This window comes from Bradyrhizobium sp. SMVTL-02 (assembly GCF_051853005.1).
Lineage (GTDB): Bacteria > Pseudomonadota > Alphaproteobacteria > Rhizobiales > Xanthobacteraceae > Bradyrhizobium.
The window spans coordinates 2938065-2962391 of the sequence record NZ_CP182469.1; the positions used below are offsets into that span (position 1 = coordinate 2938065).

General features: G+C 67.2%; 24 protein-coding genes and 2 riboswitches. Of the genes, 14 read left to right on the forward strand and 10 right to left on the reverse strand.

Annotated features, from left to right (window positions below):
- Position 1 precedes the first annotated feature (1 nt).
- The gene (locus ACNJYB_RS13640) at positions 2–733 is read left to right on the forward strand and encodes a precorrin-2 C(20)-methyltransferase (RefSeq protein ID WP_439374435.1); all 732 of its coding nucleotides are present in this window, start codon (positions 2–4) and stop codon (positions 731–733) included.
- Complete coding sequence (cobJ, locus tag ACNJYB_RS13645) at positions 730–1464, forward strand: precorrin-3B C(17)-methyltransferase (RefSeq protein ID WP_439374436.1); 735 nt, start codon at positions 730–732, stop codon at positions 1462–1464. The genes ACNJYB_RS13640 and cobJ overlap by 4 nt, the downstream gene beginning before the upstream one ends.
- Here the strand turns inward: cobJ and ACNJYB_RS13650 are convergent.
- Positions 1440–2186: a cobalt-precorrin-6A reductase gene (locus ACNJYB_RS13650; protein ID WP_439374437.1), complete on the reverse strand. Its 747-nt coding sequence runs from the start codon at positions 2184–2186 to the stop codon at positions 1440–1442. The genes cobJ and ACNJYB_RS13650 overlap by 25 nt on opposite strands.
- Before the next feature lie 10 nt (positions 2187–2196).
- Between ACNJYB_RS13650 and cbiE the strand changes: the two genes are divergently transcribed.
- The 8 genes from cbiE (at position 2197) to cobT (ending at position 9392) form a co-directional block, all read left to right on the forward strand.
- Complete coding sequence (gene cbiE, locus ACNJYB_RS13655) at positions 2197–3378, forward strand: precorrin-6y C5,15-methyltransferase (decarboxylating) subunit CbiE (RefSeq protein ID WP_439375545.1); 1182 nt, start codon at positions 2197–2199, stop codon at positions 3376–3378.
- The gene (locus tag ACNJYB_RS13660) at positions 3375–3743 is read left to right on the forward strand and encodes a cobalamin biosynthesis protein (RefSeq protein ID WP_439374438.1); all 369 of its coding nucleotides are present in this window, start codon (positions 3375–3377) and stop codon (positions 3741–3743) included. Before cbiE ends, ACNJYB_RS13660 begins: the two co-directional genes overlap by 4 nt.
- Positions 3740–4522: a precorrin-4 C(11)-methyltransferase gene (gene cobM / locus ACNJYB_RS13665; protein ID WP_439374439.1), complete on the forward strand. Its 783-nt coding sequence runs from the start codon at positions 3740–3742 to the stop codon at positions 4520–4522. The genes ACNJYB_RS13660 and cobM overlap by 4 nt, the downstream gene beginning before the upstream one ends.
- On the forward strand, positions 4522–5832 hold the full coding sequence (locus ACNJYB_RS13670) for a cobyrinate a,c-diamide synthase (protein ID WP_439374440.1): 1311 nt from the start codon (positions 4522–4524) through the stop codon (positions 5830–5832). Before cobM ends, ACNJYB_RS13670 begins: the two co-directional genes overlap by 1 nt.
- Positions 5829–6560 (forward strand): uroporphyrinogen-III C-methyltransferase, encoded by a 732-nt coding sequence (gene cobA / locus ACNJYB_RS13675; RefSeq protein ID WP_439374441.1) that lies wholly within the window; start codon positions 5829–5831, stop codon positions 6558–6560. The genes ACNJYB_RS13670 and cobA overlap by 4 nt, the downstream gene beginning before the upstream one ends.
- 45 nt (positions 6561–6605) lie before the next feature.
- Positions 6606–6825, forward strand: a riboswitch (cobalamin riboswitch).
- A gap of 37 nt (positions 6826–6862) precedes the next feature.
- Entirely contained in the window at positions 6863–7540 is a 678-nt protein-coding gene (locus ACNJYB_RS13680) for an energy-coupling factor ABC transporter permease (RefSeq protein ID WP_439374442.1), read from the forward strand.
- Positions 7541–7579: 39 nt separating this feature from the next.
- Positions 7580–8329, forward strand: a complete 750-nt coding sequence (cobF, locus tag ACNJYB_RS13685) for a precorrin-6A synthase (deacetylating) (protein WP_439374443.1) — start codon at positions 7580–7582, stop codon at positions 8327–8329.
- 10 nt (positions 8330–8339) lie between these two features.
- Positions 8340–9392, forward strand: a complete 1053-nt coding sequence (gene cobT, locus ACNJYB_RS13690) for a nicotinate-nucleotide--dimethylbenzimidazole phosphoribosyltransferase (protein ID WP_439374444.1) — start codon at positions 8340–8342, stop codon at positions 9390–9392.
- On the opposite strand, the gene ACNJYB_RS13695 is transcribed toward cobT, so the two are convergent.
- On the reverse strand, positions 9385–9957 hold the full coding sequence (locus ACNJYB_RS13695) for a histidine phosphatase family protein (RefSeq protein WP_439374445.1): 573 nt from the start codon (positions 9955–9957) through the stop codon (positions 9385–9387). The genes cobT and ACNJYB_RS13695 overlap by 8 nt on opposite strands.
- A 72-nt stretch (positions 9958–10029) precedes the next feature.
- Positions 10030–10231: riboswitch (cobalamin riboswitch) on the forward strand.
- Between the two features lie 115 nt (positions 10232–10346).
- Between ACNJYB_RS13695 and ACNJYB_RS13700 the strand changes: the two genes are divergently transcribed.
- Together ACNJYB_RS13700 and ACNJYB_RS13705 are read left to right on the forward strand one after the other, a co-directional pair.
- Entirely contained in the window at positions 10347–12701 is a 2355-nt protein-coding gene (locus ACNJYB_RS13700) for a TonB-dependent receptor domain-containing protein (RefSeq protein ID WP_439374446.1), read from the forward strand.
- An 11-nt stretch (positions 12702–12712) separates the two neighbouring features.
- Positions 12713–14131: a PepSY domain-containing protein gene (locus ACNJYB_RS13705; RefSeq protein WP_439374447.1), complete on the forward strand. Its 1419-nt coding sequence runs from the start codon at positions 12713–12715 to the stop codon at positions 14129–14131.
- A gap of 156 nt (positions 14132–14287) precedes the next feature.
- Here ACNJYB_RS13705 and ACNJYB_RS13710 read toward each other — a convergent pair whose 3' ends face one another.
- Both ACNJYB_RS13710 and ACNJYB_RS13715 read right to left on the reverse strand, forming a co-directional pair.
- The gene (locus ACNJYB_RS13710; protein WP_439374448.1) at positions 14288–15655 is read right to left on the reverse strand and encodes an amidase; all 1368 of its coding nucleotides are present in this window, start codon (positions 15653–15655) and stop codon (positions 14288–14290) included.
- Positions 15636–16844, reverse strand: a complete 1209-nt coding sequence (locus tag ACNJYB_RS13715; RefSeq protein WP_439374449.1) for an MFS transporter — start codon at positions 16842–16844, stop codon at positions 15636–15638. Before ACNJYB_RS13715 ends, ACNJYB_RS13710 begins: the two co-directional genes overlap by 20 nt.
- Positions 16845–16870: 26 nt before the next feature.
- Here ACNJYB_RS13715 and ACNJYB_RS13720 point away from each other — a divergent pair, with 26 nt between their 5' ends.
- On the forward strand, positions 16871–17206 hold the full coding sequence (locus ACNJYB_RS13720; protein ID WP_439374450.1) for a hydroxyisourate hydrolase: 336 nt from the start codon (positions 16871–16873) through the stop codon (positions 17204–17206).
- Between the two features lie 238 nt (positions 17207–17444).
- Here ACNJYB_RS13720 and ACNJYB_RS13725 read toward each other — a convergent pair whose 3' ends face one another.
- The 4 genes from ACNJYB_RS13725 to ACNJYB_RS13740 are packed head-to-tail and all read right to left on the reverse strand — an operon-like array spanning position 17445 to position 21298.
- Complete coding sequence (locus ACNJYB_RS13725) at positions 17445–18260, reverse strand: ABC transporter permease (RefSeq protein ID WP_439374451.1); 816 nt, start codon at positions 18258–18260, stop codon at positions 17445–17447.
- Complete coding sequence (locus tag ACNJYB_RS13730) at positions 18260–19123, reverse strand: ABC transporter permease (RefSeq protein ID WP_439374452.1); 864 nt, start codon at positions 19121–19123, stop codon at positions 18260–18262. Before ACNJYB_RS13730 ends, ACNJYB_RS13725 begins: the two co-directional genes overlap by 1 nt.
- Positions 19124–19126: 3 nt before the next feature.
- Positions 19127–20173, reverse strand: a complete 1047-nt coding sequence (locus ACNJYB_RS13735) for an ABC transporter substrate-binding protein (RefSeq protein ID WP_439374453.1) — start codon at positions 20171–20173, stop codon at positions 19127–19129.
- Positions 20174–20203: 30 nt separating this feature from the next.
- Positions 20204–21298: an ABC transporter ATP-binding protein gene (locus ACNJYB_RS13740; RefSeq protein ID WP_439374454.1), complete on the reverse strand. Its 1095-nt coding sequence runs from the start codon at positions 21296–21298 to the stop codon at positions 20204–20206.
- Positions 21299–21386: 88 nt separating this feature from the next.
- On the opposite strand from ACNJYB_RS13740, the gene ACNJYB_RS13745 reads away from it, so the two are divergent.
- Positions 21387–22778: an amidase gene (locus tag ACNJYB_RS13745; protein WP_439374455.1), complete on the forward strand. Its 1392-nt coding sequence runs from the start codon at positions 21387–21389 to the stop codon at positions 22776–22778.
- On the opposite strand, the gene ACNJYB_RS13750 is transcribed toward ACNJYB_RS13745, so the two are convergent.
- Both ACNJYB_RS13750 and ACNJYB_RS13755 read right to left on the reverse strand, forming a co-directional pair.
- Complete coding sequence (locus ACNJYB_RS13750) at positions 22775–23524, reverse strand: aspartate/glutamate racemase family protein (protein ID WP_439375546.1); 750 nt, start codon at positions 23522–23524, stop codon at positions 22775–22777. The genes ACNJYB_RS13745 and ACNJYB_RS13750 overlap by 4 nt on opposite strands.
- Positions 23525–23526: 2 nt before the next feature.
- On the reverse strand, positions 23527–24306 hold the full coding sequence (locus ACNJYB_RS13755; protein WP_439375547.1) for a GntR family transcriptional regulator: 780 nt from the start codon (positions 24304–24306) through the stop codon (positions 23527–23529).
- Positions 24307–24327 lie beyond the last annotated feature (21 nt).

Sequence of the window (24327 nt, forward strand, 5' to 3'; positions counted from 1 at the left end):
GATGGGACGCATCATCTGCTGCGGTCTCGGCCCTGGTGATCCCGATCTGATGAGCGTGCGCGCCGATCGCACCGTGCGCGCCGCGCAGCACGTCGCCTATTTCCGCAAGAAGGGGCGGCCCGGACAGGCGCGCCGCATTGTCGAGGGTATGCTCGCACGCAACGTCACCGAATACCCGATGGAATATCCGGTCACGACCGAGATCGCTTTCGACAGCCCGGACTATATCCAGCTGCTCGCCGGCTTTTACGATGAATGGGCGGAGCGCTTGGCGCGGCTTTCGCGTGCGGTCGATGTCGTCGTGCTCTGCGAGGGCGATCCCTATTTCTACGGCTCCTTCATGCATCTCCACCTGCGCTTGCAGGGGCGTGTCGAGATCGAGGTGATTGCCGGCATTCCGGGCATGGTCGGCTGCTGGAACGGCGTCGGCCAGCCGATCGCGCTCGGTGACGACGTGACGACGGTGCTGATGGGAACGCTTCCCGAAGACGAACTCGAACGCCGCATGCGCGATACCGATGCGCTGGTCGTCATGAAGACCGGCCGCAATCTCGCGAAAGTGCGCCGCGCGCTTGCGTCCGCTGGCCGGCTGAATGACGCCTGGCTGGTCGAGCGCGGCACCATGCCGGGTGAGCGGGTGGCAAGGCTTGCCGAGATCGATGCGGCCGACTGTCCCTATTTCGCGATCGTGCTGGTACACGGCAAGGGCCGCCATCTGGACGCGGCCGAATGACGGGCACGCTGACCATCGCGGGTCTCGGCCCCGGCAGCGATGCGCTGGTGACGCCCGAGGTCTCGGCCGCGCTCGCCTCCGCGACGGACATCTTAGGCTATGCACCTTACGTCTCGCGCGTGCCGCAGCGACCGGGGCTTAACCTGCATCCCTCGGACAATCGCGAAGAGCTGCAACGCGCCAGCGAAGCGTTGCGCCTGGCCGCGGAAGGCGCGCAGGTCGTCGTCGTCTCCTCAGGCGACCCCGGCGTCTTCGCGATGGCGTCCGCCGTGTTCGAAGCGCTCGAACAGGCGCCGCAATATCAGGGGCTGCCGATCTGCGTGATGCCCGGCATCACCGCGATGCTCGCGGCAGCCGCGCGCGCCGGTGCGCCGCTCGGTCACGACTTCTGCGCGATCAACCTCTCCGACAATCTCAAGCCCTGGGCGGTGATCGAGAAACGGCTGCAGCTCGCGGCGGAAGCCGATTTTGCGATTGCGATGTACAACCCCCGTTCGGCAAGCCGGCCGGAGGGCTTTGGCCGCGCGCTCGCGGTGTTGAAAGAGTCCGGTTGCGGCGAGCGCCTCGTGATCTTCGCGCGCGCGGTCAGCGCCGCCGACGAGACAATCGAGATCGTCTCGCTGAACGAGGCGCGCCCCGAGATGGCCGACATGCGGACGCTGGTGATCGTCGGCAATTCGCAGACGCGCCGCGTCGGCCGCTGGGTCTATGCGCCGAGGCGGGTGCGATGACCGAGCCACTGCATCACGTCGGCGACGCTCTCGACCCGAGGACGCTCGGGCAGGTTTGGTCGCGAGATCATGACCACGGGAAGGCCAATCACACGCGCTGCGTCGATCTTGGCGCGCGCGCCGTCGCCGCCGGAATTGCGGGCGACGATCCAGGCGATCCCGCGCGTGCGCATCATCTCGATCTCGGCGTCGAGCGTGAACGGCCCGCGCGACACGATCACGTCTGCCGCGAAGGGCAGCGACGTTTCGTGCGGATCGACGAACCGCAGCGTGTAGACGTGCTGCGGTCTGGTCGCGAATGGAGCGATATGCTGGCGGCCAATGGCAAGAAAGACGTGCGCGGGCGTCTCGGGCAGCGCGGCGACCGCGGCGCCGACATCGCGCACCTCGATCCAGTTGTCGCCGGTCGCCCGCGTCCAGGGCGTCCGCTCCAGCGCAATCAGCGGGGTGCCGGTTTCGGCGCACGCTGCAACGGCATTGCGGCTCATCTCGGCAGCGAAGGGATGCGTTGCGTCGATCACATGCGTGATGCCTTCACTGCGGATGTAGTCGGCGAGCCCGCTCACACCGCCAAAACCGCCGATGCGGGTCGGCAGTGGCTGGTCGGCGGGCGCGCGGGTGCGGCCGCCGTACGAATACACGGCGTCAATATCTGCACGCGCGATCTCCGCAGCGAGCAGGCTCGCATCGGCCGTTCCGCCCAGAATGAGGGCGCGCGTCATGGCTAATTCCTTGGCTGATCCCTGGCTGACCATCGTCGGTATCGGCGAAGATGGCCTTGCCGGGCTGTCGGACGCAAGTCGAAAGGCGCTTGCGAGGGCTGAAACCGTGTTCGGTGGTGAGCGCCATCTCGCGCTGGCGGACGTGGGTGGCCGCGGCCGTTCGTGGCCGGTGCCGTTCGATGCGGATGTCGTGCTGAGCTGCCGCGGCAGGCCGACGGTGGTGCTGGCCTCCGGCGATCCGTTCTGGCATGGCGCCGGCACGAGCCTTGCCGAGAAGCTGCAGGCCCGCGAGTGGATCGCGCACTCCGCGCCATCGACGTTCTCGCTCGCCGCGGCGCGCCTGGGCTGGCGTCTCGAATCCACGGTCTGCCTCGGGCTTCACGCCGCGCCGTTCGAGCGCCTCGTGCCGCACCTTGCGCGAGGCGCGCGCATCATCTGCCTCGTGCGCGATGGGAAAGCGGCAGGTGATTTCGCAAAATGGTTGAGCGAGCGCGGATGGGGGGCCTCGGCCTTCTGGATACTCGCTGCGCTAGGCGGGCCGCGCGAAAGCATCAGGGAATATCGCGCGGACAGTTTTGCCGGTGATCTTGCTGAAAACCTGGTTACAGTAGCCATCGAGGCGAAGGGCACACAAGGCATGCCCCGCAGCACCGGACTATCAGACGATCTCTTCGTCCATGACGGCCAGATCACCAAGCGTCCGGTGCGCGCGCTGGCACTCTCGGCGCTGGCGCCGCGTCGCGGCGAGCGGCTGTGGGACATCGGCGCCGGCTCGGGCTCTATTTCGGTTGAATGGGCGCTATGCGGTGGAACGGCGATCGCAGTCGAGGGTCGAGAGGATCGCGCCGCGAATATCCGCAAGAATGCGGCTGCGTTCGGGCTGACGCACCGGATCACCGTCGTTACGGAGACCGCGCCCGAAGCGCTCGCGGCGCTTGACGTGCCGGACGCCGTCTTCATCGGTGGCGGACTCGATAACGCGATGTTCGGCGCCATCTGGTCGCGGCTCGTGTCGGGGGCGCGGCTGGTCGCACATTCCGTGACGCTGGAGACGGAGGCGCTGCTCAGCGAATTGCATCAGCGCCATGGCGGCGAACTGATGCGGGCCGAGATCGCACATGCCGCGCCGCTTGGCCGCTATCGCTCCTGGGAAGCGGCGCGCCCGGTCGTGCAGTGGAGTGTCGTCCGATGAAGGTCGCCGGGCTCGGATTCAGAAAGGATGTCACACTGACTTCGCTCCGCGAGGCGCTGCTGGCCGCCGGCGGCCCCGAAGGGCTTACGGCGATGGCAACTGTCAGCGACAAGGCCGACGCAGAGGCGCTGAAGCAGCTCGCACGTGAGTGCGGTGTGCCGATCAGGGCCGTTCCGGCCGAGACGCTGGCAGGCATCGACACGCTCACGCAATCGAAGCTCATCGCAGAGAAGTTCGGGACGGGATCGGTTGCCGAAGCAGCGGCGCTCGCGGCTGGCGGCCCGCGCGCGCGACTGATTGCAACGCGCGTGGTCTCGCAGGATCGCACGGCCACCGCCGCAATCGCGCAAGGAGACGGTCCATGACCGTGCATTTCATCGGTGCCGGGCCGGGCGCTGCCGATCTTCTCACCTTGCGCGGCCGCGACCTGATTGCGGCCTGTCCGGTCTGTCTCTATGCCGGCTCGCTGGTGCCCGAAGGCGTCCTGGCGCATTGCCCGCCCGGTGCGCGCATCGTAAATACCGCGCCGCAGTCGCTCGATGAGATCATCACCGAGATCGCAGCCGCGCACGCCGAAGGGAAGGATGTCGCGCGCCTGCATTCCGGCGATCTCTCGATCTGGTCGGCGATGGGCGAGCAACTCCGCCGCCTGCGCGCGCTCGGCATTCCCTTCACTGTGACGCCTGGAGTGCCGTCCTTTTCTGCCGCTGCGGCGGCGCTGGAAGCCGAGCTGACGCTGCCCGGTCTTGCCCAGACCGTAGTACTGACGCGCACACCTGGCCGCGCCAGCGCGATGCCCGAGGGCGAGAAGCTTGCCGCCTTCGCTGCGACCGGTGCAGTGCTTGCGATTCATCTCTCGATCCATCTGCTCGACCACGTCGTCGCCGAGCTCACGCCGTATTACGGCGCGGATTGCCCGGTCGCGATCGTGTGGCGCGCGAGCTGGCCGGAGCAGCGCATCGTCCGTGCGACGTTGGCGACACTCGATTCTGCCGTGGGTGGCGAGATGGAGCGCTCCGCGCTGATCTTTGTCGGCAGGACGCTGGGTGCGGCGGATTTCGACGACAGCCGCCTCTATGCCGCCGATTACGATCGCCGCTATCGGCCTGTCGGTGCCGAACCGCGCTTTCCGGAGGTCTCCTGATGCCGGCTGCGCTCGTCATCTCGGCTCCGGCCTCCGGCGTCGGCAAGACCACGCTGACGCTGGCGCTCGCGCGCGCCTGGCGCAATCGTGGCCTCGAGGTGCAGTGCTTCAAGAGCGGGCCGGACTATATCGATCCCGCTTTCCACGCTGCCGCCACGGGCCGCGCCTCCGTCAACGTCGATAGCTGGGCGATGGACCGCGCGACCATCGACCATCTCGTCAGCCGCGGCACGGATGCCGACATTGTTCTCGCCGAAGGCTCGATGGGCCTGTTCGATGGCGTTGCAGCGCGCGGTGTTTCCGGCACCGGTGCTTCGGCCGACATCGCGGAGATGCTGGGCTGGCCGGTGGTCCTTGTGATCGATCCCTCCGGGCAGGCGCAGACGGCGGCGGCGATCGCTGCCGGCTTGCGCGACTATCGGCCCGGCGTGCGACTTGCCGGTGTGGTGCTCAATCGCGTCGCCAGCCCGCGCCACGAAGACCTGGTGCGGCGCGCGCTTGCGGACATCGGCATCGCCGTGTTCGGCGCGCTGCCGCGTCACGCCGAGGTCAGCCTGCCGAAACGACATCTCGGCCTCGTGCAGGCGGAGGAGCAGGCCGACATCGGCAAGCTGATCGACGAGGCCGCGCGCTTCGTCGCCGCGCATGTCGATCTTGATGCGGTGCTGTGCTTCGCTGCCAGCTGGTCGCCGCGACCTACGGCGAATGGGTGGAATGTGAGGCCGCCCGGGCAACGCATCGCGCTCGCCCGTGATGCGGCGTTCTCCTTCGTCTATCCGCATATGCTGGAGGCCTGGCGCGCGGCGGGCGCCGAGATCTCGACATTCTCGCCGCTCGCTGATGAGGTGCCCGACGCGAGCGCCGACGTCTGCTGGCTACCGGGCGGCTATCCCGAGCTTCACGCAGGAAAGATCGCAGCCAATGCGCGGTTTCGCAGCAGCCTGCGCGCCTTCGTCGAGACGCGGCCGGTGCACGGGGAGTGCGGAGGCTATATGGTGCTGGGCGCAGGCCTCAAAGATGCCGACGGGATCCGTCATGAGATGACGGGTCTGCTTGGCCTGGAGACCAGCTTTGCCAAGCGCCGCATGCATCTGGGCTATCGTCTCGCCACACTTGCAACGCCGATGCCGGGACATCGGGCGGGCGCGCGCCTGCGCGGCCACGAGTTCCACTATTCGACCATCCTTGCCCAGCCCGATACGCCGCTGGCGGTCGTGCATGATGCAACGGGCGCGGTCATCGCCGAGACCGGCTCGCAGCGCGGCCGCGCCACCGGCACGTTCTTCCATCTGATCGCGGAGGACCGGTGAGCGGTTTTGTCTCCTTCGTCTCCGCCGGCCCCGGTGATCCCGAGCTCCTCACCGTGAAGGGCGCCGCGCGGCTGCGCGAGGCCGATGTCGTGCTCTATGACGATCTTGCCTCCGGCGCGATCCTCGATCTCGCCCGGCCTGGTACCAATCTCGTCGCGGTGGGAAAGCGGGCCGGGCGGCCCTCCACGAAGCAGCACCATGTCAACCGCCTCCTGGTCGACTATGCGGCAACCGGCGCGCGCGTGGTGCGGTTGAAGTCCGGCGATGCCGGCATTTTCGGCCGGCTCGAAGAGGAGATCGAGACGCTGCGCGAAGCCGGCATCGGCTATGAGATCGTTCCCGGGGTCACCTCGGCCTGTGTCGCCGCGGCGCAGGCGGGAATCCCGCTGACCCGGCGGCACACCTCGCGCCGCGTGCAGTTCGTCACCGGGGCCGATGTCACTGGCGAGCTGCCGCCAAACCTGAACTGGGCGGCGCTGGCCGACCCTGAGGCGACCACCGTCGTCTATATGGGCCGGCGCACGTTTCCGGCGCTTACCGCAAAATTGATCGCCCACGGCCTCGCCGCTGATACCCCGGCGCTGTTCGCCGAATCCCTCGGGCGACCCGAGGAACGGCTGGTCCGCACCACGATTGCCGAGCTTGCCGAGCAGCTTGCACGAGGCGGGGCGGCTTCGACGGCCGCAGTCATCCTGTTCGGTGCGCTGGCAGGGGAATATCCGTCATGAGGGCCACTGCCGCCGTTCGCCCCTTGACGCCTGCGATGCGAAAGAGGCACACAAGAGGGGCATGGTGCTCGACGCGGCGCAAAGCGCCGGAGCATAATCGGGAATGGGGATGGGCGGACCCAGTTGCGGCGCCCAAAACCCCAGCCGCCCCCGCGACTGTAAGCGGTGAGGGGCTCCGATCAGCCACTGGACCGCAAGGTTCGGGAAGGCCGGAGAACCCCAGTGAACCGCGAGCCAGGAGACCGGCCGTGCATGTTTTGAGGCCAAGGCCGTCGGGTGTGACGGCAGGAAGGAACTGAGCCATGCATATCGAACCGGGCGTCGTGACGGGCGCCAAGCTCGTGTTGAGTTACGCAACCGGCATCGCCGCAGGCGGCGTTGCCCTGAAGCTCGCCGCTGAGACCGTACGCGAGCAGGGGATCACGTCATTCGCGGCGCGGACGCTCGCCACCACGGGCCTCGTCTTCACCTTCTTCGAGATCCTGCCGCACTTCCCCGTCGGCGTCTCCGAGGTGCACTTCATCCTCGGTTCGACCCTGTTCCTGCTGTTCGGCGCCGCGCCCGCAGCCTTCGGCCTCGCATTGGGCCTGCTGCTTCAAGGCGTGCTCTTCGAGCCGGCCGACCTGCCGCAATACGGCATGAACGTCACCACGCTGCTGGTGCCGCTGTTCGCGATCCAGGCGATTGCCGCGCGGCTCATTTCCCGCAACACCGCCTATGTCGACCTCAGGTATCGCCAGGCGCTGGCGCTCTCGACCACCTACCAAGCCGGCGTGATCGCCTGGGTGGCGTTCTGGGCGCTCTATGGCTCCGGCTTTGCCATGAGCAACCTCGCCAACATCGCGGCCTTCGCGGCCTCCTACGCGCTCGTCATCGTGATCGAGCCGCTGGCCGATCTCGCCGTGCTGGCGCTGGCGAAGTGGCTGCGCGGTGTTACGGCGCCGGGCCTCGTCACCCCGCGCCTGCACAACGCGGCTTAAGAGACAAGGGGCGGCCGTCATGGCCCCCCTGTACGCCCGATGCTCACGCTCTCCCTGATAGGCATCGGTTGCGGCGATCCCGAGCAGCTCACGCGCGCCGCGATCTGCGCCATCAACGCGGCCGATCTGGTCCTGATCCCGCGCAAGGGAAGCGCGAAATCCGATCTCGCCGATCTCAGGCGGACGATCTGCACTGACGTGCTTACCAGCAACACGACGCGCATCGCCGAGTTCGACCTGCCGGTGCGCGACGCGACGGAGGCCGATTACCGCAAGGGCGTGGACGATTGGCATGATGCGGTCGCCGCCGCATGGTCGCAGACAATCGCGAACCATCTGGGCGGCGACGGCAAGGTCGCACTGCTGATCTGGGGCGATCCTTCGCTTTACGATTCCTCGCTGCGGATTGCGCGCCGGCTCGATCCCTTGCCTGCACTCCAAGTCGTGCCCGGCATCACCTCGATCCAGGCGCTGTGCGCGGCGCACGCGCTGCCGCTCAACGACATCGGCGAACCGTTTCTGGTCACGACAGGCCGTCGCTTGCGAGAGGGCGGCTGGCCGCAGGGCGTCGACACGGTGGTGGTGATGCTCGACGGCGGCACGGCATTCCAGTCGCTCGATCCGGAAGGGCTCCATATCTGGTGGGGCGCTTATCTCGGCATGCCCGACCAGATCATCATGTCCGGCGCGCTCACTGACGCGGGCCCGCGCATCGTCGCGCTCCGGCAGGAGGCGCGCGAGCGCCACGGCTGGATCATGGACAGCTACATTCTCAAGCGCAGGCCGTAAGCGAGGCAGCATGCTCCCCGGCTGGGTCACCCAGAAATGTCCCGATGTCTCCGCGACCCATCGCGATGCGGCGATCGCACGTCAGGCGCAACTGACAAAACCGACCGGCGCGCTCGGCCGGCTCGAGCAGCTTGCGATCGAGCTTGCCGGCCTCCAAGCGACCGAGCAACCGCGTGCCGCGTGCGTACCCATCATCATCTTCGCCGGCGATCACGGCATCGTCGCGCAGGGGGTGTCGGCCTATCCGCAGGCGGTCACCATCGCGATGATGGCGAATTTTGCCTCAGGCGGCGCAGCGATCTCGGTGCTGGCGCGCGAGCTCGGCTCAAACCTGGAAGTCGTTGACGCCGGCACGCTGACGGAGGGGGCGATGCCTGGCATCGTCACCGACAAGCCGCGCAGTGGCACCCGTGATTTCAGTGTCGAGGCTGCGCTCACGCCAGCAGAGCTGGTCTTCGCCTTCGAAGCCGGCCAGCGCGCGGTCGCGCGTGCCGAGGCCAGCCAGCCTGATCTCCTGCTCTTCGGCGAGATGGGCATCGGCAACACCACGACATCAGCGGCGATCGCCGCGAGCCTGCTCGGCGTCAGCGCCGAGGAGATCGCGGGCAGCGGCACCGGCGTCGATGCGGCGGGCCGTGCGCACAAGGCGCGCGTGATCGATGCCGCGATTGCGCGTCATGGCGTTGCGGGCGCCTCGGCCGAAAAGATCCTGTGTGCTGTCGGCGGACTCGAGATCGCGGCGATCGCGGGCGCCATCATTGCGGCCGCGCAGCGCCGCATCCCTGTGCTGATCGACGGCTTCATCGTATCGGTCGCGGCGCTGGCGGCCGTGCGGCTCAACCCGTCGTGTCAGCCATTCCTGCTGCCTTCGCATCAATCGGCGGAGCAGGGACATCGGCTGGTGCTGCGCGCGCTGAACGTGCAGCCGCTGATCAGCCTCGATCTCAGGCTCGGCGAGGGATCGGGCGCCGCCATCGCGCTGCCGCTGGTGAGGTCGGCCTGCGCGCTCCACAATGACATGGCGACCTTTGCGGAGGCCAATGTGCCTGACAGGCCTAGCTGACCCGCTGATTGACCGAGACCACCCGCCAGCCGCTCGCGAGCCGGTCGATCCGGGTCAGCGACAGCGGGTCGATGACGAAGCGTAACGCCGCCTCCGGTAGGAGATCGAGCGCGGTGCACAGCGCGGCGCGGATCGTGCCGGAATGCACGACGAGCGTTGCTGATCCGGCTCCGATCCGCGACAGTCCCAGCCGGACACGCGCGACCTGATCCTCAAAGCTCTCGCCGCCCGGTGGTCTCAGGTGCGCCGGATCGCTCCAGAATTGTACGTAGGCATCGTCGCCGCCCGCTGCGAGCTCGTCATGTCGCCGGCCGGTCCAGTCACCGAAATCCTGCTCGCCGAATTCGTCCACCAGAATAGGTTCGAGCCCCAGCGCCCGCGCCGTCTCGATCGTGCGCCGCGCAGGGCTCGCATAGCTCGCAGCATCCTGCGGCAGGCGCAACCGCAGCGCCTCCAGCTGCGCGCGGTCGTCCAGGTCCGCCGGTGCATTGGCGGCATGGATCGTCCCCTTAACGCCGTCGACGGGCGCATGTCGGATCAGCCAGAGGAAGGTTGCGCCTTCCATGCAAATCTCCGCGGAAGTTGGTGGCTGTGGCACTATCGCCGCAGCTTGCACATTGACTCCGTCCTGATCGTAATCCTAGATGCTCGCGACGGTTTCCCCGCAAGGGGATGAAAAGGGAATGCGGTGCGGGGACGTTGTCCCCAATGCCGTGGCTGCCCCCGCAACTGTGAGTGGATAATCCTTCGTCAGAAGCCACTGGGTCCTCGGTCCCGGGAAGGCGACGAAGCGGTCGTGACCCGCGAGCCAGGAGACCTGCCGTCAGCCGTGGTCACACGCGAAGATGTCGGTCGGGGAGTACAGACATTCGGCTTCATCGGAGGGCTGACAGGCCCGGGGTGAGACCTCGTTCGCTGTGACGTGCCACTGACGTCATACCGAGGTCTAGACCCGTGTCTTCCATTCGTATCGTACGACGGCGCAGCGTCCTGCTCGCCTCCGCCGCGCTCACATCCGTTGCCGTTCTCGATGTGCCTGCTGCGCTCGCGCAACAGGCAAGCGAACCGCTGCCGCCCGTCGAGGTGTCGCCCGCCCAATCCCGCAAGCCGGCCAAGCCGGCTGCCCGGGAGCCTCAGAGCACGCACCGCGCGGCGCCGCGCAGACCTGCCGTATCCGCAGCACCAAAGCCCGTTGTGCCGGCTGGGGGGGCGCAGACGCCGCTCAACACCAATGCGGTCGCCGAAAGCGCCTCACGCCTTGGGCTGACCGTGCGCGAAATACCCGCGACCGTCGAGGTCATCTCGGCCAAGACCATGCGCGAGCAAGGCTATCGCACCGTGTCCGAGGTGGCGCAGGGCGCGGTCGGCGTGACCTCCGGCGATGCGCCGGCGGAGCCGGCGGGCTTCTCGATGCGCGGCTTCACCAACAGCCAGATCAATACGCTTTACAACGGCATCAAGATCGGCCCGCAGAACATGACCTCGCGGATCATGGACACGGCCAATCTGGAGGCCGTGGAATTCCTGAAAGGCCCGGCTTCGCTGATCTCGGGCGAGGGCGCCGCCGGCGGCGCGATCAACCTCGTCACCAAGCAGCCGCACACCGGAGCCGTCCGCAACGAGGCGGACTTCTCGTACGACTCCCTGAACTCGTTCCGCGCCCATTACGGCTCCGGCGGCAGCACCAACGTTCAAGGCCTCGATTACCGCTTCGACATCAGCCGGTCCTCGCTCAACGGTTTTGTCGACGACACCTATACCAGGACGTTCGATGTCTCCGGCCAGCTCAACTACCGCGTCTCCGACAGTCTGAAGGTTTGGGGCGCGATCGAATATCGCGAGGACCGCGGAAAGGCCTATTGGGGCGCGCCGCTGGTGCCGGTCGCCTTCAGCGGCCCACATGCGACGGCGGGGATAGTCTCGGGCAATTACGTCTCGAACTACAATAAAGCCAATCTCGGTGCGGTCACCATCGACGACCGCACCTTCAACACCAATTACAACGTCCTCGACAACCGCAACGTGGCGCAGGAAGTCTGGTTGCGCGGCGGTTTTGAACTGAAGCTCGCGCCGGACCTTACCTTGAAGAGCCAGGCCTATGGTTATGGCGCGGAGCGCAGCTGGTTCAACAACGAGGTCGAGGCATTCAACTCCGGTACGAACCTGGTCGATCGCGAACGCTTCTATGTCGCGCACAGCCAGCGGCTGGTCGGCAACATCACCGACCTGATCTGGGATACTGACATCGCCGGCTTCGACAACCGGCTGGTCACGACGCTGTCGTCGAGCTACCTCGATTTCGTTCGGCCGGGTGCCGCGAATTTCCCGGGCGACTCCGTGTCGCTGGTCAATCCAGACCGAGGCTTCTACGGCACGCTCACGACCAAGCAGCAGACCGCGCGCATCGACAACGAGGCGCTGTCGTTCGAGGACCGGCTGAAGCTGACGCGGACTTTCGCGCTGGTCGGCGGCCTGCGCGTCGAGCATATCGGCCTCGACCGCAACTCGACCGACGTCAACGGGCTGGTGAACGCGGGCTTCCCGTTCACCAACGACTGGGCGCCGGTCACGGGACGCATCGGCTACACCTGGGAGGCCGTGCCTGGCCTGACCTTCTTCAGCCAGTACGCGACCGGCGCCGACGTGTCCGCCAACAACATCTTCCTGCTGTCACCGACCCAGCCTCTGGACCTGACGACGTCGCGCATCTACGAGACCGGCGTCAAGCATCTGTTCTGGGACAACCGGGCGGAGTGGTCGTTCTCGGCCTATGATATCCAGCGCAAGAACGTCTATGCGGCGGCCGGCGGGCAAACGCTCAACATCGCCGGACGGCAGGAGTCCAAGGGCGTCGAGCTTGCTGCCTCGGTACGGCCAATCGAGCCGCTGCGGCTGTGGGGCAACATCGCCTATGTCGATGCCCGCTATGCCGACTACAATTTCGCCGGCGGGTCGTTCTCGGGCAACACGCCGCCGAACGTGCCGCGCATCGTCGCCAATGCCGGTGCGTCGTACCGGTTCTTCACGCCGTGGCCGGTGGAGCTCGGCATCGTCGGCCGGCACGTCGGCGACCGCTACAACACCGATGCCAACACGGTGACGATGAACGCCTACACGGTGGGCGACGTCTATGCCTTCGTCGATATCCCGAAGACGGTCTTCAATGGCGTCGACCAGGCCCGCCTGACCTTCCGGGTGCGCAACTTCACCGACAAGCGCTACGCGATCTGGGGCGATCCGTTCTATCCCGACCAGATCCTCTTGGGCGCCCCGCGCACCTACGAGCTCTCGGCCGCGCTCAAATGGTAGGCGCTGAACGCATGGGCGCGATCGTCCTCCTGCATCGCTGGCTCGGAATCGCGTTCTGCCTGCTGTTCGCGATGTGGTTCGCGAGCGGGATCGTGATGCACTTCGTTCCGTTTCCGTCGCTGACGGAAGCCGAACGGATGGCCGGGCTTTCGCTGGTCGACCGCGGCGAGGTGCGCATCAGCGTTGCCGATGCGGTCGCCGCGAGCGGAATCACGGACGCTACGCGCCTACGGCTGATTCAACGCAGCGACGGGCCGGTCTACATCGTGTCGGGACCCTCGCACCTGCGCGCGCTTCGTGCGACCGATGCGCAGGATGGCTCGGTGCGGTCACCCGAGGTCGCGCTCGCCATCGTATTGGCTCACGCGCGTCAACGTGGGCTCGATGCAACGCGAGCAACTGTCGTTGCATACGCGGACCACGACCAATGGAGCGTCCCGAACGGCTTTGACCGGCACCGGCCCTTGCTTCGCGTCGACCTCGGCGATGCGGCCGGCACGGAGGTCTACGTCTCGTCGCGCACCGGCGAGGTCGTGCTGGATACGACGCGACGCGAGCGTGGCTGGAATCTCGCCGGCAGCGTCTTGCACTGGATCTATCCGACGGTCCTCAGGAGCAATTGGGCGCTGTGGGACGGCGTGGTCTGGACGCTGTCGCTGCTGGCGCTGATCGCAGCCCTGCTGGGTGCGGTGCTCGGGATCCTGCGCGTGAAGACGCGGGGACGCCGGCTCGCCTCGCCATATCGCGGCTGGCACGCCCTGCATCACGTCATCGGTCTCGTGGCGACGGTTTTCGTGCTGACCTGGATCTTCAGCGGATGGCTTTCCATGGATCACGGCCGGCTGTTCTCGCGCGGGCAGCTGACGTCGGCCGAAGCCGGCGTGATCGATGCTTCGCCGGACTGGACGGCGGCTCCATCGCCGGATCGCAAGCCGCTATCGCTCCCTGCCCGTGAAGTGGAATGGTTTGCGTTTGACGGAACCGTCCACCGACGTGAGCGGATTGATCTCGATAAGCAGGTCGTGGTGCGGCCGGACGGTCGAGAGTCGGAAGGCCTCGGTGCGCAAGCGATCGCGAGCATGATGACGAAGCTTGCGACGGGCTGCGCCGCGCCCTCTGTCCTCGGGGGTAATGACGATTATCCCGCACAGTCCATCGTCCCCGGTGCTTCCGTCTACCGCTCCCGCTGCGGCGATGCCTGGTTCGACATCGACGCGGCCGACGGCCGTGTGCTGCAAAGGCTGGATGCGTCGCGACGGGCCTATCGCTGGGCCTACGGCGCGCTCCACACGCTCGATTTTCCAATCCTCATCGCGCACCCGCGCCTGCGCGATGTCCTGATCGTCGGCCTGTGTGCGCTCGGACTGGTGTTCTCGATCACCGGAATTGTCATCGGCTGGCGGCGGTTGCGTTTCTCGTTCGCCGGCTAGATTGAAGCCCGAGAAACAAGAAGTGCGAAAACAACCCCATGCACAGTAGCCGGTGATAATTTAATCAACGACTTACGCAGACATCGCCGGAATTTGACCCTTCGGGCAAAACAGGGGTATATTGCGATTATTCCGAAACCGTCGCATTGCCCAAAGCTACGCCCGCAACTGCGCCTCGATCTGCCGCGCGGCGCGCAGCAGCGTGCGGTCCTGGCCGCGCCGGGCGATGATCTGGAGGCCGAACGGAAGCCCGTTTGCGTCGGCCCCGCACGGAAGCGAGATCGCCGGCAGACGGGCATGATTGACGAACGGTGTGAACACGGCATGCGCGCGCGGGCTCGCGGCGCGGCCGCCGATCGTCTCGGGTCCCGCTTGCGTGAACGGCCAGGCGACGCAGGGGACGGTCGGCGCCAGCAGCAGATCGACCTCGGTGAAGAAGGCCGCGAAGGCATTGGCGATCGCGGCGCTCGCGATCAGCGCGCCCGCAACGTCGCTGCCCGACCACGACAGCCCTCGTTCGATCTGCCTCGCGATGTCAGGATCGAAGATCGCCGGATCTTTGCGGAAGGTATCGCCATAGAGCGCGGCGAGGCCGGCATGCTGGAGCGGCATGATGGCCTCTTCCCTCGCACCGGCCGGCCAGACGGGATCGCGCTGCGTGATGCCGAGGCCCGCGGCGGAGAGACGTGCGATGGCGGAAACGAGCCCGTTGGCGACGACATCATCGACGGCGGCGTCGAGCCCGAGCCGCGGCGAGAAGGCGATACGGAGGCCGACGATGTCCTCGGCCGCTTGCGCGATGCCGGCCGCATCCGGGTCGCGCGGATCGATGCCGGCCATGGTCTCGAACGCCAATGCGATATCGGCGACATCGGCGGCGATCGGTGCGATGACGGAGAGGCCGAAGAACGGTTCGGCGAAGCCGGGCCCGTAGGGGATCGCGCCATAGGACGGCTTGAAGCCGGCCACGCCGACATGGGCCGGCGGCCTGCGGCTGGAGCCGCCCGCATCGGTGCCGATCGCGAGCGGCACGAGACCGGCGGCGACGGCCGCGGCCGGGCCGCCTGATGAGCCGCCTGGCGTCAAGGCGGGATCGAGCGGATGCCGCGTCGGCCCGAACAGCTGCGAGGTGGTGACGCCCTTGCTGGCGAACTCGGACGTCGCGCCGATGCCGACGATGACGGCACCGGCGTTGCGCAGGCGCTCGACCGCGACGGCATCGCGCGGCGCGATGAAATCGGCAAACAGGCGCGAGCCCTGCGTCACACGCCAGCCGCCGACCCAGATGTTGTCCTTGATGATGACGGGCACTCCGGCGAGCGGCATGGTCTCGCCGACACGCAGGCGAACATCGACCGCGGCGGCATCGGCGAGCGTGCGTCCGGGGTCGACAGCGACGACTGCGTTCAAGGCCTTCGCGGCTTCGATACGGGCGAGGGCGGCCCTGGCGGTCTCGACAGCGGTCGTCCGCCCCGCGATGACGTCGGCAGCAATCTCGCGCGCGCTATTTGTCGGCTTTGTCATGGCCTCCCCAGATCAGAGCCACTGTGCCGCAGAGAGCCAGGCAGGCCAAGGCGAAGAACGCCGCGCCAAGCCCGGCCACGCCGTCAAGGATCGACACCACGACCGGCGCCGCCAGCAGCCCGGCATAGGATGCGGTCAGCACCGCGCCGGTGGTCTCGCCGATCCGGTCCTGTGGCGCCAGGCGCGCGATCTCGGCGATGAAAACGCCGTTCCAGCCCGATGCCGTCAGGCCGAACAATGCGGCCACGACGAATTGCCCGTTGCGGCCGAGGGAGGCGCCATCGAGGCCCAGCAGCGCGGCGCAGAAGGCCATGCCGAGGCCGATGACGATGAGCACGGCGCGCGAGGCATCGAGGCGCATGGCGACATAGCCCCAGCCGAGCCGGCCGACCAGGCCGCCGGCTTGAGCGCAGGCGAGCGCCATGCCGGCCTCGATATGGCTGAGGCCGAGCTCGCGCGTGCCGAGCGTGACGAATACCGTGTTGAGCGAGATCTGCATCGCGCTGAACGGCATCGAGGCCAGCGCCAGCATCGCGATGCGCCGGTTCGCCGTCATCAGTGCCAGCCGCGCACGGAGATCGAGCTTTGGGGTCGGGGCGAGCTTGCCGGCGTAGGCCGGCCGCAACCATTCGAACAGCGCGATCGCGAGCAGCGCGCAGAGGCCCACGGCCGCATAGCACCAGGCCGGCCCGAACGCGATGGCGATCGCGGGCAGGGCCAGCGAGCCGCAGACCGCGCCGATCTGGTTGCCGGTCTGGCGTACCGAGAACACGAAGGCGCGCCGCTCGGCGGTGACGAGCCGCGCCAGCAGCGCCGCGCTCGCCGGCGTCTCCGGGCCCATGGCAAGGCCGAGGCAGAGGCCCGCCGCAAGCAGGGCGGCGCTCGATCCGAGCGAGGCCAGCGCCATGCCGACGACGATGGTCGCCGCGCACAGGCTCGCGATCCGCAGCGAGCCGACGCGCGCAATGAAGCCGCCGCCCCAGAACGAGGCGGGAATGCCGACCGCGAACACCGCGCAGGAGAACATCGAGAGCTGCCAGACCTCGATATGGGCGCGGGGCGCGACCACGCCGGGCGCGAACAAGGCGAGCGCGACGAGGGCCTGAAGCGTGGTCATCGCCCCCAAAGCAGGCAACAAGGCCGGCAGCAATGCGGGCGCTGGCCGAACGGTGGTGTTTCCGTCTACCATGGCGCTGCGCTCATGGGAGGAACATTGTGGCAGGCGGCATTTCCATTCACGCGGTCGATGTGGCGAGCGGACGGCCCGCGCAGGGCCTTCGCGTCGAGATCTGGCGGATCGATCCGGATTCCCAGCGTATCGCCGACGGGCGGCTCGGCGCCAATGGCGTGCTCGATCATTCCGTCGCGCAAGGCGCGGGCGTGACGGCAGGCGAGTATGAGGTGCTGTTTCATCTCGGGGAGTTCTTTGGCGAGCGCGACGGCTTCCTGACCGTGACGCCGTTCCGCTTCCGCATCAAGAACGTTGACGAGCATTTTCATCTGCCGCTGAAATTCACGCGCTGGGGCTATTCGCTGTTCCGCGGCGCCTGAAGCGTGATGGTCTCAAGTCGAACGGAGTTTGGCTGCTGGGCGGTGTCTCTCCGTTCCCTCCCCCCTTGTGGAGGAAGGGCAGGCAGGGGGGTGCCACACGGGGACTCTTTTGGTTGCTCACCCACACGCGATGCACCAATCGGCACCTTTTGCTGAGCCACCCCTCTCCCTAACCTCCCCCACAAGGGGGAGGGAACGCACCTTCATTGCGGAGCTGGGCGAGGCTCATCCTCTCGCCTTAGTTGGTCAGCCGTCGCGACAGGCCGGTGACGCGCTCCATGACCGCGACCAGCGCGACGGTGGCAATGATCAGTACGCCCGACAGCGCCGCGATGGTGACATCCAGCTTGCCTTCGAGATCCTGCCACATTCGGATCGGCAGCATGTCGGTCGCGGCATCGCGCAGGAACAGCGAGACCGGCACGTTGTCGAAGGAGGACATGAAGGCGATGAAGGCGCCCGCGATGATCCCGGGCCGGATCAGCGGCAGCACGATGCGGCGGAACGTGTAGAGGCGGCTCGCGCCCAGCACCGCCGAGCTTTCGAGCAGGGTCGGCTCGAGCTGGGCGAGCGCTGCGACCGTGTTGCGCACGACATAGGGCACGCAGACCACGGTGTGGCCGATCACCAGCGTCAGCGGCGACACCGGCAGGCCGACCAGCGAGAACAGCATCAGGGCGGCGAGGCCGAAGGCGAGCGCGGGCAGCACCAGCGGCGACATGAAGAGGGAATCGAGCAGCCGCGCCGACAAGGCCTGCGACCTGGAGATCGCGAGCGCGGCGGCGACGCCGAGGGCGACGGATAGGCCGGTCGCCCACAGCGCCACGATCAGGCTGTTCTTGGCGGCAAAGTGCAGCTGCCACGCATTCCACAGCTCGGCGTACCAGCGCAGCGAATAGCCGGGCGGCGGGAAGCGCAGCGAGAAGCCGCTGGTGAAGGAGACAATGAGCACCACGAGCGAGGGCGCGATGATGATGGCCAGAGCAAGCACCGCGATGATGGTCATCACGAGCTCGAAGCTCAGGGCTTCCAGGGTGCGCCTGCGGCCGCTCATCATGCGCCTCCATAGCCGCGCGACAGGCGGCCGAGCGTGGTGAAGACCGAGACGACCGCGAGCACGGCGAGCAGGAAGATGATCGAGATCGCGGCCGCGAACGGCCAGTTCTGCAGCGTCGAGGCCTGCTGGTAGAGATACATCGGCATGAACAGCATCTGCCCGCCGCCGATCAGCGACTGGGTGATGAAGGCAGTGATCGCCGCGGCATAGGTCAGGGTGCAGCCGGCGATGACGCCGGGCAGCGACAGCGGCAGCACGATCCGGAAGAAGGTACGCCAGCTTCCGGCGCCAAGCGAGCAGGAGGCATCGTCGAGGTTGGGATCGATGCGGCCGAGCGCGGTGATCAGCGGCAGCGTCATCAAGGGCATCTGCACCTGCGCCAGCGCGATCACGACGCCGAACTGGGTGTAGAGCAGTTTCAGCGGCGTATCGATGATGCCGAGGGATTGCAGTGTGGCATTGATGATGCCCTGGCGTCCGAGGATGACGATCCAGGCGAAGGTGCGGACCACGACGCTGGTCAAAAGCGGCAGCAGCACGATCAGGATGATGATGGTCTGGAGCTTCGGCCCGACCCGCTGGTACAGCCAGGCGATGGGAAAGCCGAGCACGAGGCAGACGGCGGTCACCTCGGCGCCCAGCAGCAGGGTCGAGCCGAGCACGCCCAGGCTGAACGGATCGGTGAGGAAGTGCAGGTACTGGCCGAGCCCCCAATGGAGCCCGGCCGTGTCGTTGTGCAGCGAGAGCCAGAACAGTTGCAGCAGGGGCGCGACGAAGAAGACCAGGAAGAACAGCGCCAGCGGCGCCGCCAATCCCATTCCGTAGGACGTGACGTCCCGTGATGCCGGTGCTGCGCCCATAGCTTAGATCTTGATCTCGCGGTTGAAGCGCTCGATCCAGGCCGAGCGCTGCTCGTTGATCTTCTTCCAGTCCTGGAACACGAATTTCTGCTTCAGCTCGGCGGTGTCCTTGGCCAGCACGCGCGCGATCTCGCCGCCCATCGTCACCTTGGAATTGGTCGGCACGATCAGATAGGGCGGGTTCATCAGGGTGGTCTGCACCTCCGGCGTCAGCGCCGCTTCGATCAGCTTGAAGGCGAGCTCGCGGTTCGGCGAGTTCTTGACGATGTGGATCGTGGTCTTGAACGCGATGGCGCCTTCCTTCGGTGCCACGAACTCGACCGGCACGCCGCGCGCTTTCAGGATCTGGATGGCGTTGAAATTGCCCGGCGAGATGTCGATCTGGCCCTGCTGGAACAGGGTCGCGAGCGCGCCGGGATTGGCGGCGACGGCGGCGAGATTGGGCTTCAGCTCCTCCAGCGCCTTGAAGCCGGGATCGACATTGGCCTCGGAGCCGCCGCGCATCTTGGCGATCTCGACCAGCCAGCCGGTGCCGAGCGTCGAGTTGAGATTGGTGATGCCGACGCGGCCCTTGAACTCCGGTTTCCAGAGATCGGCCCAGGAGGTCGGCGGCGTCTTGACGGCTTCCGGATTGTAGGTGAGGCCGACGACCTGGAAGAACGGGGCAGGACCCATCGGCTCCTGCGCTTCAGTGATCAGATCCTTGTAGTACGCGCTCTTCTCGACCGGATAGGGCTCGACCAGGTCCTGGCCGATGGCGACGAGGGCGGGGCCGGGATCGTGCAGCATGACGTCGATCGGCGGATTGGCCTTGGCGGCATTGACCTTCGCGATCTGGTCGACCGAGAGCATGGGATCGAGCACCATCGCGGCGTCCGCGTTGGCTTTGCGGAACGCCGGCACCAGCACGGCCTTGTGCGCTTCCTCCCAGCTTCCGGTGAAGGTGGCAAACACCAGCGGGCGGGCCTGGGCAAAGCTCAGGCCTGGAAATGCCTTCATGGCCCCGAGTGTGAGCGCCGTGGTCAGCAGGCTTCTGCGGTTCATGATCATGTCGAACTCCCCTCTGGACAAGAACTGGATCTAAAGCGTTGCGGGAAAGGCGTTGGCGAGCGACGGGCCAAGCGGAGCAAGGCGCACCGCGGCGCCGTTCTCCAGCGCACGCGTCTCGCCGATGCGCGCCTGCGCAACCTTGACGCCGGAGCCGTCGGCGGTGGTGACCTCGTGCACGACGGTTGCGCCCAGCGGCAGCGACATGCCGACGACGCCGGCAAAGCCGGTCTCGTCGCCGACGAATTGCAGATGCTCGGGGCGGATGCAGACCGTGACGCGGCCGCCTTCGCTGAGCGTACCGCCGGCCGGCCTTGCGATGATCTCCGCGCCGGCATCGAGCCGCACCTTCGCCGCCGTACGATTCGCCGAGACCACGACACCGGGCATGCGGTTGGTGGAGCCGACGAAGGTGTTGACGAACAGCGTCTGCGGCCGATCGTAGACGTCGGACGGCGAGCCGAACTGCTCGAGCTTGCCATGGCTCAGCACGGCGACGCGATCGGCCATCGAGAGGGCTTCTTCCTGGTCGTGCGTCACGATCAGCGTGGTGATGCCGGAGACGCGCTGCAGCCGCTTGACCTCGATCTGCATGTCCAGCCGCAAATTCTTGTCGAGCGCGGCGAAGGGCTCGTCGAGCAGCAGGATCGACGGCTTGATCGCGAGCGCGCGGGCGAGCGCAACGCGCTGTTGCTGGCCGCCGGAGAGCTGCCGCGGCAGCCGCTCGGCCATGGTCGGGAGCTGCACGAGCTCCAGCAGGCGCTGCGCCTCGCGCTGGCGCATCGCCTTGTCGATGCCGCGGGCGGCGAGGCCGTAGGCGACGTTCTCGCTGATGCTGAGATGTGGAAACAGCGCGTAGTTCTGGAACACGATGCCGACCGCGCGCCTGTTCGGCGGCAGCGTATCGACGATGTCGTCGCCGATGATGATCCGCCCCTGCGTCTGCGCGATGAAGCCGGCGATGATGCGCAAGAGAGTCGTCTTGCCGCAGCCGGACGGGCCGAGCAGGGCGATGATCTCGCCGCCCTTGATGTCGAGATTGATGTTCTCGACCGCAAGCGCGCCGCTCGGATAGCGGTGGGTGACCGCGTCGACGACGAGCGATCGGCCGCTTGGCGCATCAACCATGGTGTTGCCTCCCGTTGCCCCAGAGGAGAAAGCAAGTCTCGTGCCCGTGCCGGTCGCTTTTCGGCCGGCGTTTTGGCATGGTGGCCCGATGACATCGGATCGATCGATATGCGAGCTCACCGCCACGGGGCTTGCGCGCGCCGTTGCAAGCGGCAAAGTGTCCTCCCGTGAGGCCGTCGACGCGCATCTTGCGCGGATTGCGAGCCTCGACGCCCGATTGGCGGCCTTCGTGACGGTCGATGCGGACGGCGCCCGCCGGGCCGCGCAGATCTGCGATTCGGCGCCTGCGCCCATCGGCCCGCTGCATGGCGTGCCGATCGCCATCAAGGACCTCACCGACACCGCGGGGCTTACGACGACCTACGGCTCGGTGCTGTTCCGTGATCACGTCCCGGCCGAGGACGATCTCGTCGTGGCGCGGCTGCGGCGCGCCGGCGCGATCATTCTCGGCAAGACCAACACGCCGGAGTTTGGCTTTGGCGCGGTCTGCACCAACAGATTGCGCGGGCCGACGCGCAATCCGTTCGATCCCGCGCTGACCTCCGGCGGATCGTCCGGCGGCTCCGCCGTCGCGGTCGCGGCGGGGATGGTGCCGCTGGCCCACGGCACCGATTTCGGCGGCTCGGTGCGCACGCCCGCCAGCTTCTGCGACGTCGCCTCGATCCGGCCGACGCCCGGCCGCATCCCGTCGCCGCGACGGCCGCTCGGCTGGGACATGCTCGCGACGCACGGTTTCCTCGCGCGTAGCGTCGACGATCTCGAGCTTGCTCTGGCCGTCTGCGCCGGGAGCGATGCGGATGATCCCATTTCGCTCGGCGGCGCCAGTGATGATCGACCCATCGTCGATCGTCCTCGGATTGCCTTCACGCCCGATTTCGGCGTTGCCACGGTTGCACGCGAGGTCCGTGCGCGCTTCGCTGCGGCATGGGAGGCGCTCGCGCGTGTTGCCGATGTCGTGCCGTCCTCGCCCGATTGCGGCGGGGCGATCGAAACCTTCCGCACCTTGCGCGCCGCACACATCGCGAACAGCTATGGCGAGCTGCTGAGGACCCGGCGTGCAGAGCTCACGCCGACGGTGATCTGGAACATCGAGGCCGGCGCCAACCTGTCCGCGCAGGACTATCTCAACGCCGAACGGCGTCGCACTGCGATCTTCCGCAGCTTTCGCGCGCTGTTCACCGGCGCCGATTTCCTGGTCGCGCCGGCCGCATCCGTGTTTCCCTGGCCGAACGAGGTCGCCGACGTCACTGCGATCGATGGCGCGGCGCTGGACACGCCGATCGATTATCTCGCGGTCACTTTCATCGTGTCGCTGGTCGGTTTCCCGGTGCTGACTTTGCCAGTACCCGGAGGGGAGAATGAGCTGCCCTTCGGCATCCAGATCATCGCGCCACCGGGCCGCGAATCCCGTTTGTTTGCCCTCGGCCGTATCCTCCAGAACGAACTGGATTTTTCGCATCGGCCGCCGAAGCTCCCCTAGCTGTCGCGATGCTCGAGCCGGGCGGCAAGCGCGCCGGCAAGACCGATGGTCGGCTTGGCGGCGGGGCGGCGGAACGTGCCTGCCGTTGCCTTGCGCAGGCGCAGCGCGACAAGCGCTTCGGCCTGCTTCACCGCGGCAACGACCTGATCGACCACGGGGACGGGGATGCGGTCCGCGACGCGCTCGGCAAGGCCCGAGAGCGGAGCGCCCGCAAAGATCAGCACATCGGCCTCGTCCTCGACGATGGCGCGCCGGGCGAGCTCGACCAGCACGTCTTCCTTCTCGGTGCCGACCTCGGAGATCGCCTGAAAGGGCGTATCGAGCATGCGGATGCCGGCGCAGCGCTCCCACAGCCCGTGGGCGCGGACGCATTCTTCGTACCAGGGGCCGAGCGCCTGGGCGAAGGTGACGATGGCAAAGCGGCGTCCGGCCATGCACGCCGTCAGCATCGCCGCTTCCGCCATGCCGATCACGGGAATGTCGAAGGTCTCGCGCGCGGCGAACAGGCCGGGATCGCCGAAGGCCCCTATGATGGCGGCATCCACCTTCATGTGCTGCTCGGCCAGCATCTCAAGCGCGATCGCGCCGCCGATCTGCGCCTCGGTGCGCGTTGCGATATAGGGCACGCCGCGGGTCGCGGTGCAGGGGATCAGCTCGGTTCCTGATGCGGCCGCGCGCTGCCCAACATCCAGCATCAGCTGCGTGACCTCGATGCTGGTGTTCGGGTTGAGCAGCAGCAGCTTCATGGTCACGCCGCCGTCTGCTTCGGCTGCGATGTCGCGAGCACTTCGAGCAGCGCCGTGCCGGTGCGCCCAACGTGGGCGCCGAGCAGGCGGCCGGCCGCTTCGCCGTCGCGTGCTTCCAATGCCGCCAGGATATCGGCGTGCTCGTCGACCGAGTTGCTCCAGCGCCTGTCGGCACCGAGCGCGAGATAACGCGCGCGCTCGGCGCGGTAGATCAGCGTCTCGTGCGCCTCGCGCAGCGGCGTGTTGCGGGCCATGCGGACGATGGCGTTGTGGATCTCGCCGTTGATGGCGAAATAGTCGTCGAGCTTGCCGTTGCGGTGATGACCCTCCATGCGGGTCTGCAGCGTGCGGAGGCGGGCGAGGTCCCGCTCGGTAGCGCGCACCGCGGCGAGCTCGGCGGCGAGCCGCTCGATGCCGGCGAGGGCCTCGAACAATTCCGCGATGCCGTCGACCGCGATATCGGCAATGCGCGGGCTGCGGTTTGGGCGGAGCTCGATCAGCCCTTCCGCCGCCAGCACCTTCATCGCCTCGCGCAACGGGGTGCGCGATACGCCGAGCTCCTTCGACAATTTTGTCTCCTGGGTCTGCGAGCCGGGCGGCAGCTCGCGGCGAATGATCATCGTCCGCATCCGCGCGGCGGCGCGCTCATGCAGACCCATCCGCTTGAGTTTGGGCGACCTTCGTCCCTTCGTCGCTTCCGGTTTTGGCTGCACGCGTGCCTCATTTCTCACGTTGATCCTAGGCGTTTTCGGCTCTTTTGCTTGCCCAAAATATCGACGTATATCGCTGAAAACAATGGCATA

Bases quoted from the DNA above. Each gene is read 5' to 3' on its own strand.
- ACNJYB_RS13640 (WP_439374435.1), top strand. From the start codon at position 2: ATGGGACGCATCATCTGCTGCGGTCTCGGCCCTGGTGATCCCGATCTG.
- cobJ (WP_439374436.1), top strand. From the start codon at position 730: ATGACGGGCACGCTGACCATCGCGGGTCTCGGCCCCGGCAGCGATGCG.
- ACNJYB_RS13650 (WP_439374437.1), bottom strand. From the start codon at position 2,186: ATGACGCGCGCCCTCATTCTGGGCGGAACGGCCGATGCGAGCCTGCTC.
- ACNJYB_RS13660 (WP_439374438.1), top strand. From the start codon at position 3,375: ATGAAGGTCGCCGGGCTCGGATTCAGAAAGGATGTCACACTGACTTCG.
- cobM (WP_439374439.1), top strand. From the start codon at position 3,740: ATGACCGTGCATTTCATCGGTGCCGGGCCGGGCGCTGCCGATCTTCTC.
- ACNJYB_RS13670 (WP_439374440.1), top strand. From the start codon at position 4,522: ATGCCGGCTGCGCTCGTCATCTCGGCTCCGGCCTCCGGCGTCGGCAAG.
- ACNJYB_RS13680 (WP_439374442.1), top strand. From the start codon at position 6,863: ATGCATATCGAACCGGGCGTCGTGACGGGCGCCAAGCTCGTGTTGAGT.
- cobF (WP_439374443.1), top strand. From the start codon at position 7,580: ATGCTCACGCTCTCCCTGATAGGCATCGGTTGCGGCGATCCCGAGCAG.
- cobT (WP_439374444.1), top strand. From the start codon at position 8,340: ATGCTCCCCGGCTGGGTCACCCAGAAATGTCCCGATGTCTCCGCGACC.
- ACNJYB_RS13695 (WP_439374445.1), bottom strand. From the start codon at position 9,957: ATGGAAGGCGCAACCTTCCTCTGGCTGATCCGACATGCGCCCGTCGAC.
- ACNJYB_RS13705 (WP_439374447.1), top strand. From the start codon at position 12,713: ATGGGCGCGATCGTCCTCCTGCATCGCTGGCTCGGAATCGCGTTCTGC.
- ACNJYB_RS13710 (WP_439374448.1), bottom strand. From the start codon at position 15,655: ATGACAAAGCCGACAAATAGCGCGCGCGAGATTGCTGCCGACGTCATC.
- ACNJYB_RS13715 (WP_439374449.1), bottom strand. From the start codon at position 16,844: ATGGTAGACGGAAACACCACCGTTCGGCCAGCGCCCGCATTGCTGCCG.
- ACNJYB_RS13725 (WP_439374451.1), bottom strand. From the start codon at position 18,260: ATGAGCGGCCGCAGGCGCACCCTGGAAGCCCTGAGCTTCGAGCTCGTG.
- ACNJYB_RS13730 (WP_439374452.1), bottom strand. From the start codon at position 19,123: ATGGGCGCAGCACCGGCATCACGGGACGTCACGTCCTACGGAATGGGA.
- ACNJYB_RS13735 (WP_439374453.1), bottom strand. From the start codon at position 20,173: ATGATCATGAACCGCAGAAGCCTGCTGACCACGGCGCTCACACTCGGG.
- ACNJYB_RS13740 (WP_439374454.1), bottom strand. From the start codon at position 21,298: ATGGTTGATGCGCCAAGCGGCCGATCGCTCGTCGTCGACGCGGTCACC.
- ACNJYB_RS13745 (WP_439374455.1), top strand. From the start codon at position 21,387: ATGACATCGGATCGATCGATATGCGAGCTCACCGCCACGGGGCTTGCG.
- ACNJYB_RS13750 (WP_439375546.1), bottom strand. From the start codon at position 23,524: ATGAAGCTGCTGCTGCTCAACCCGAACACCAGCATCGAGGTCACGCAG.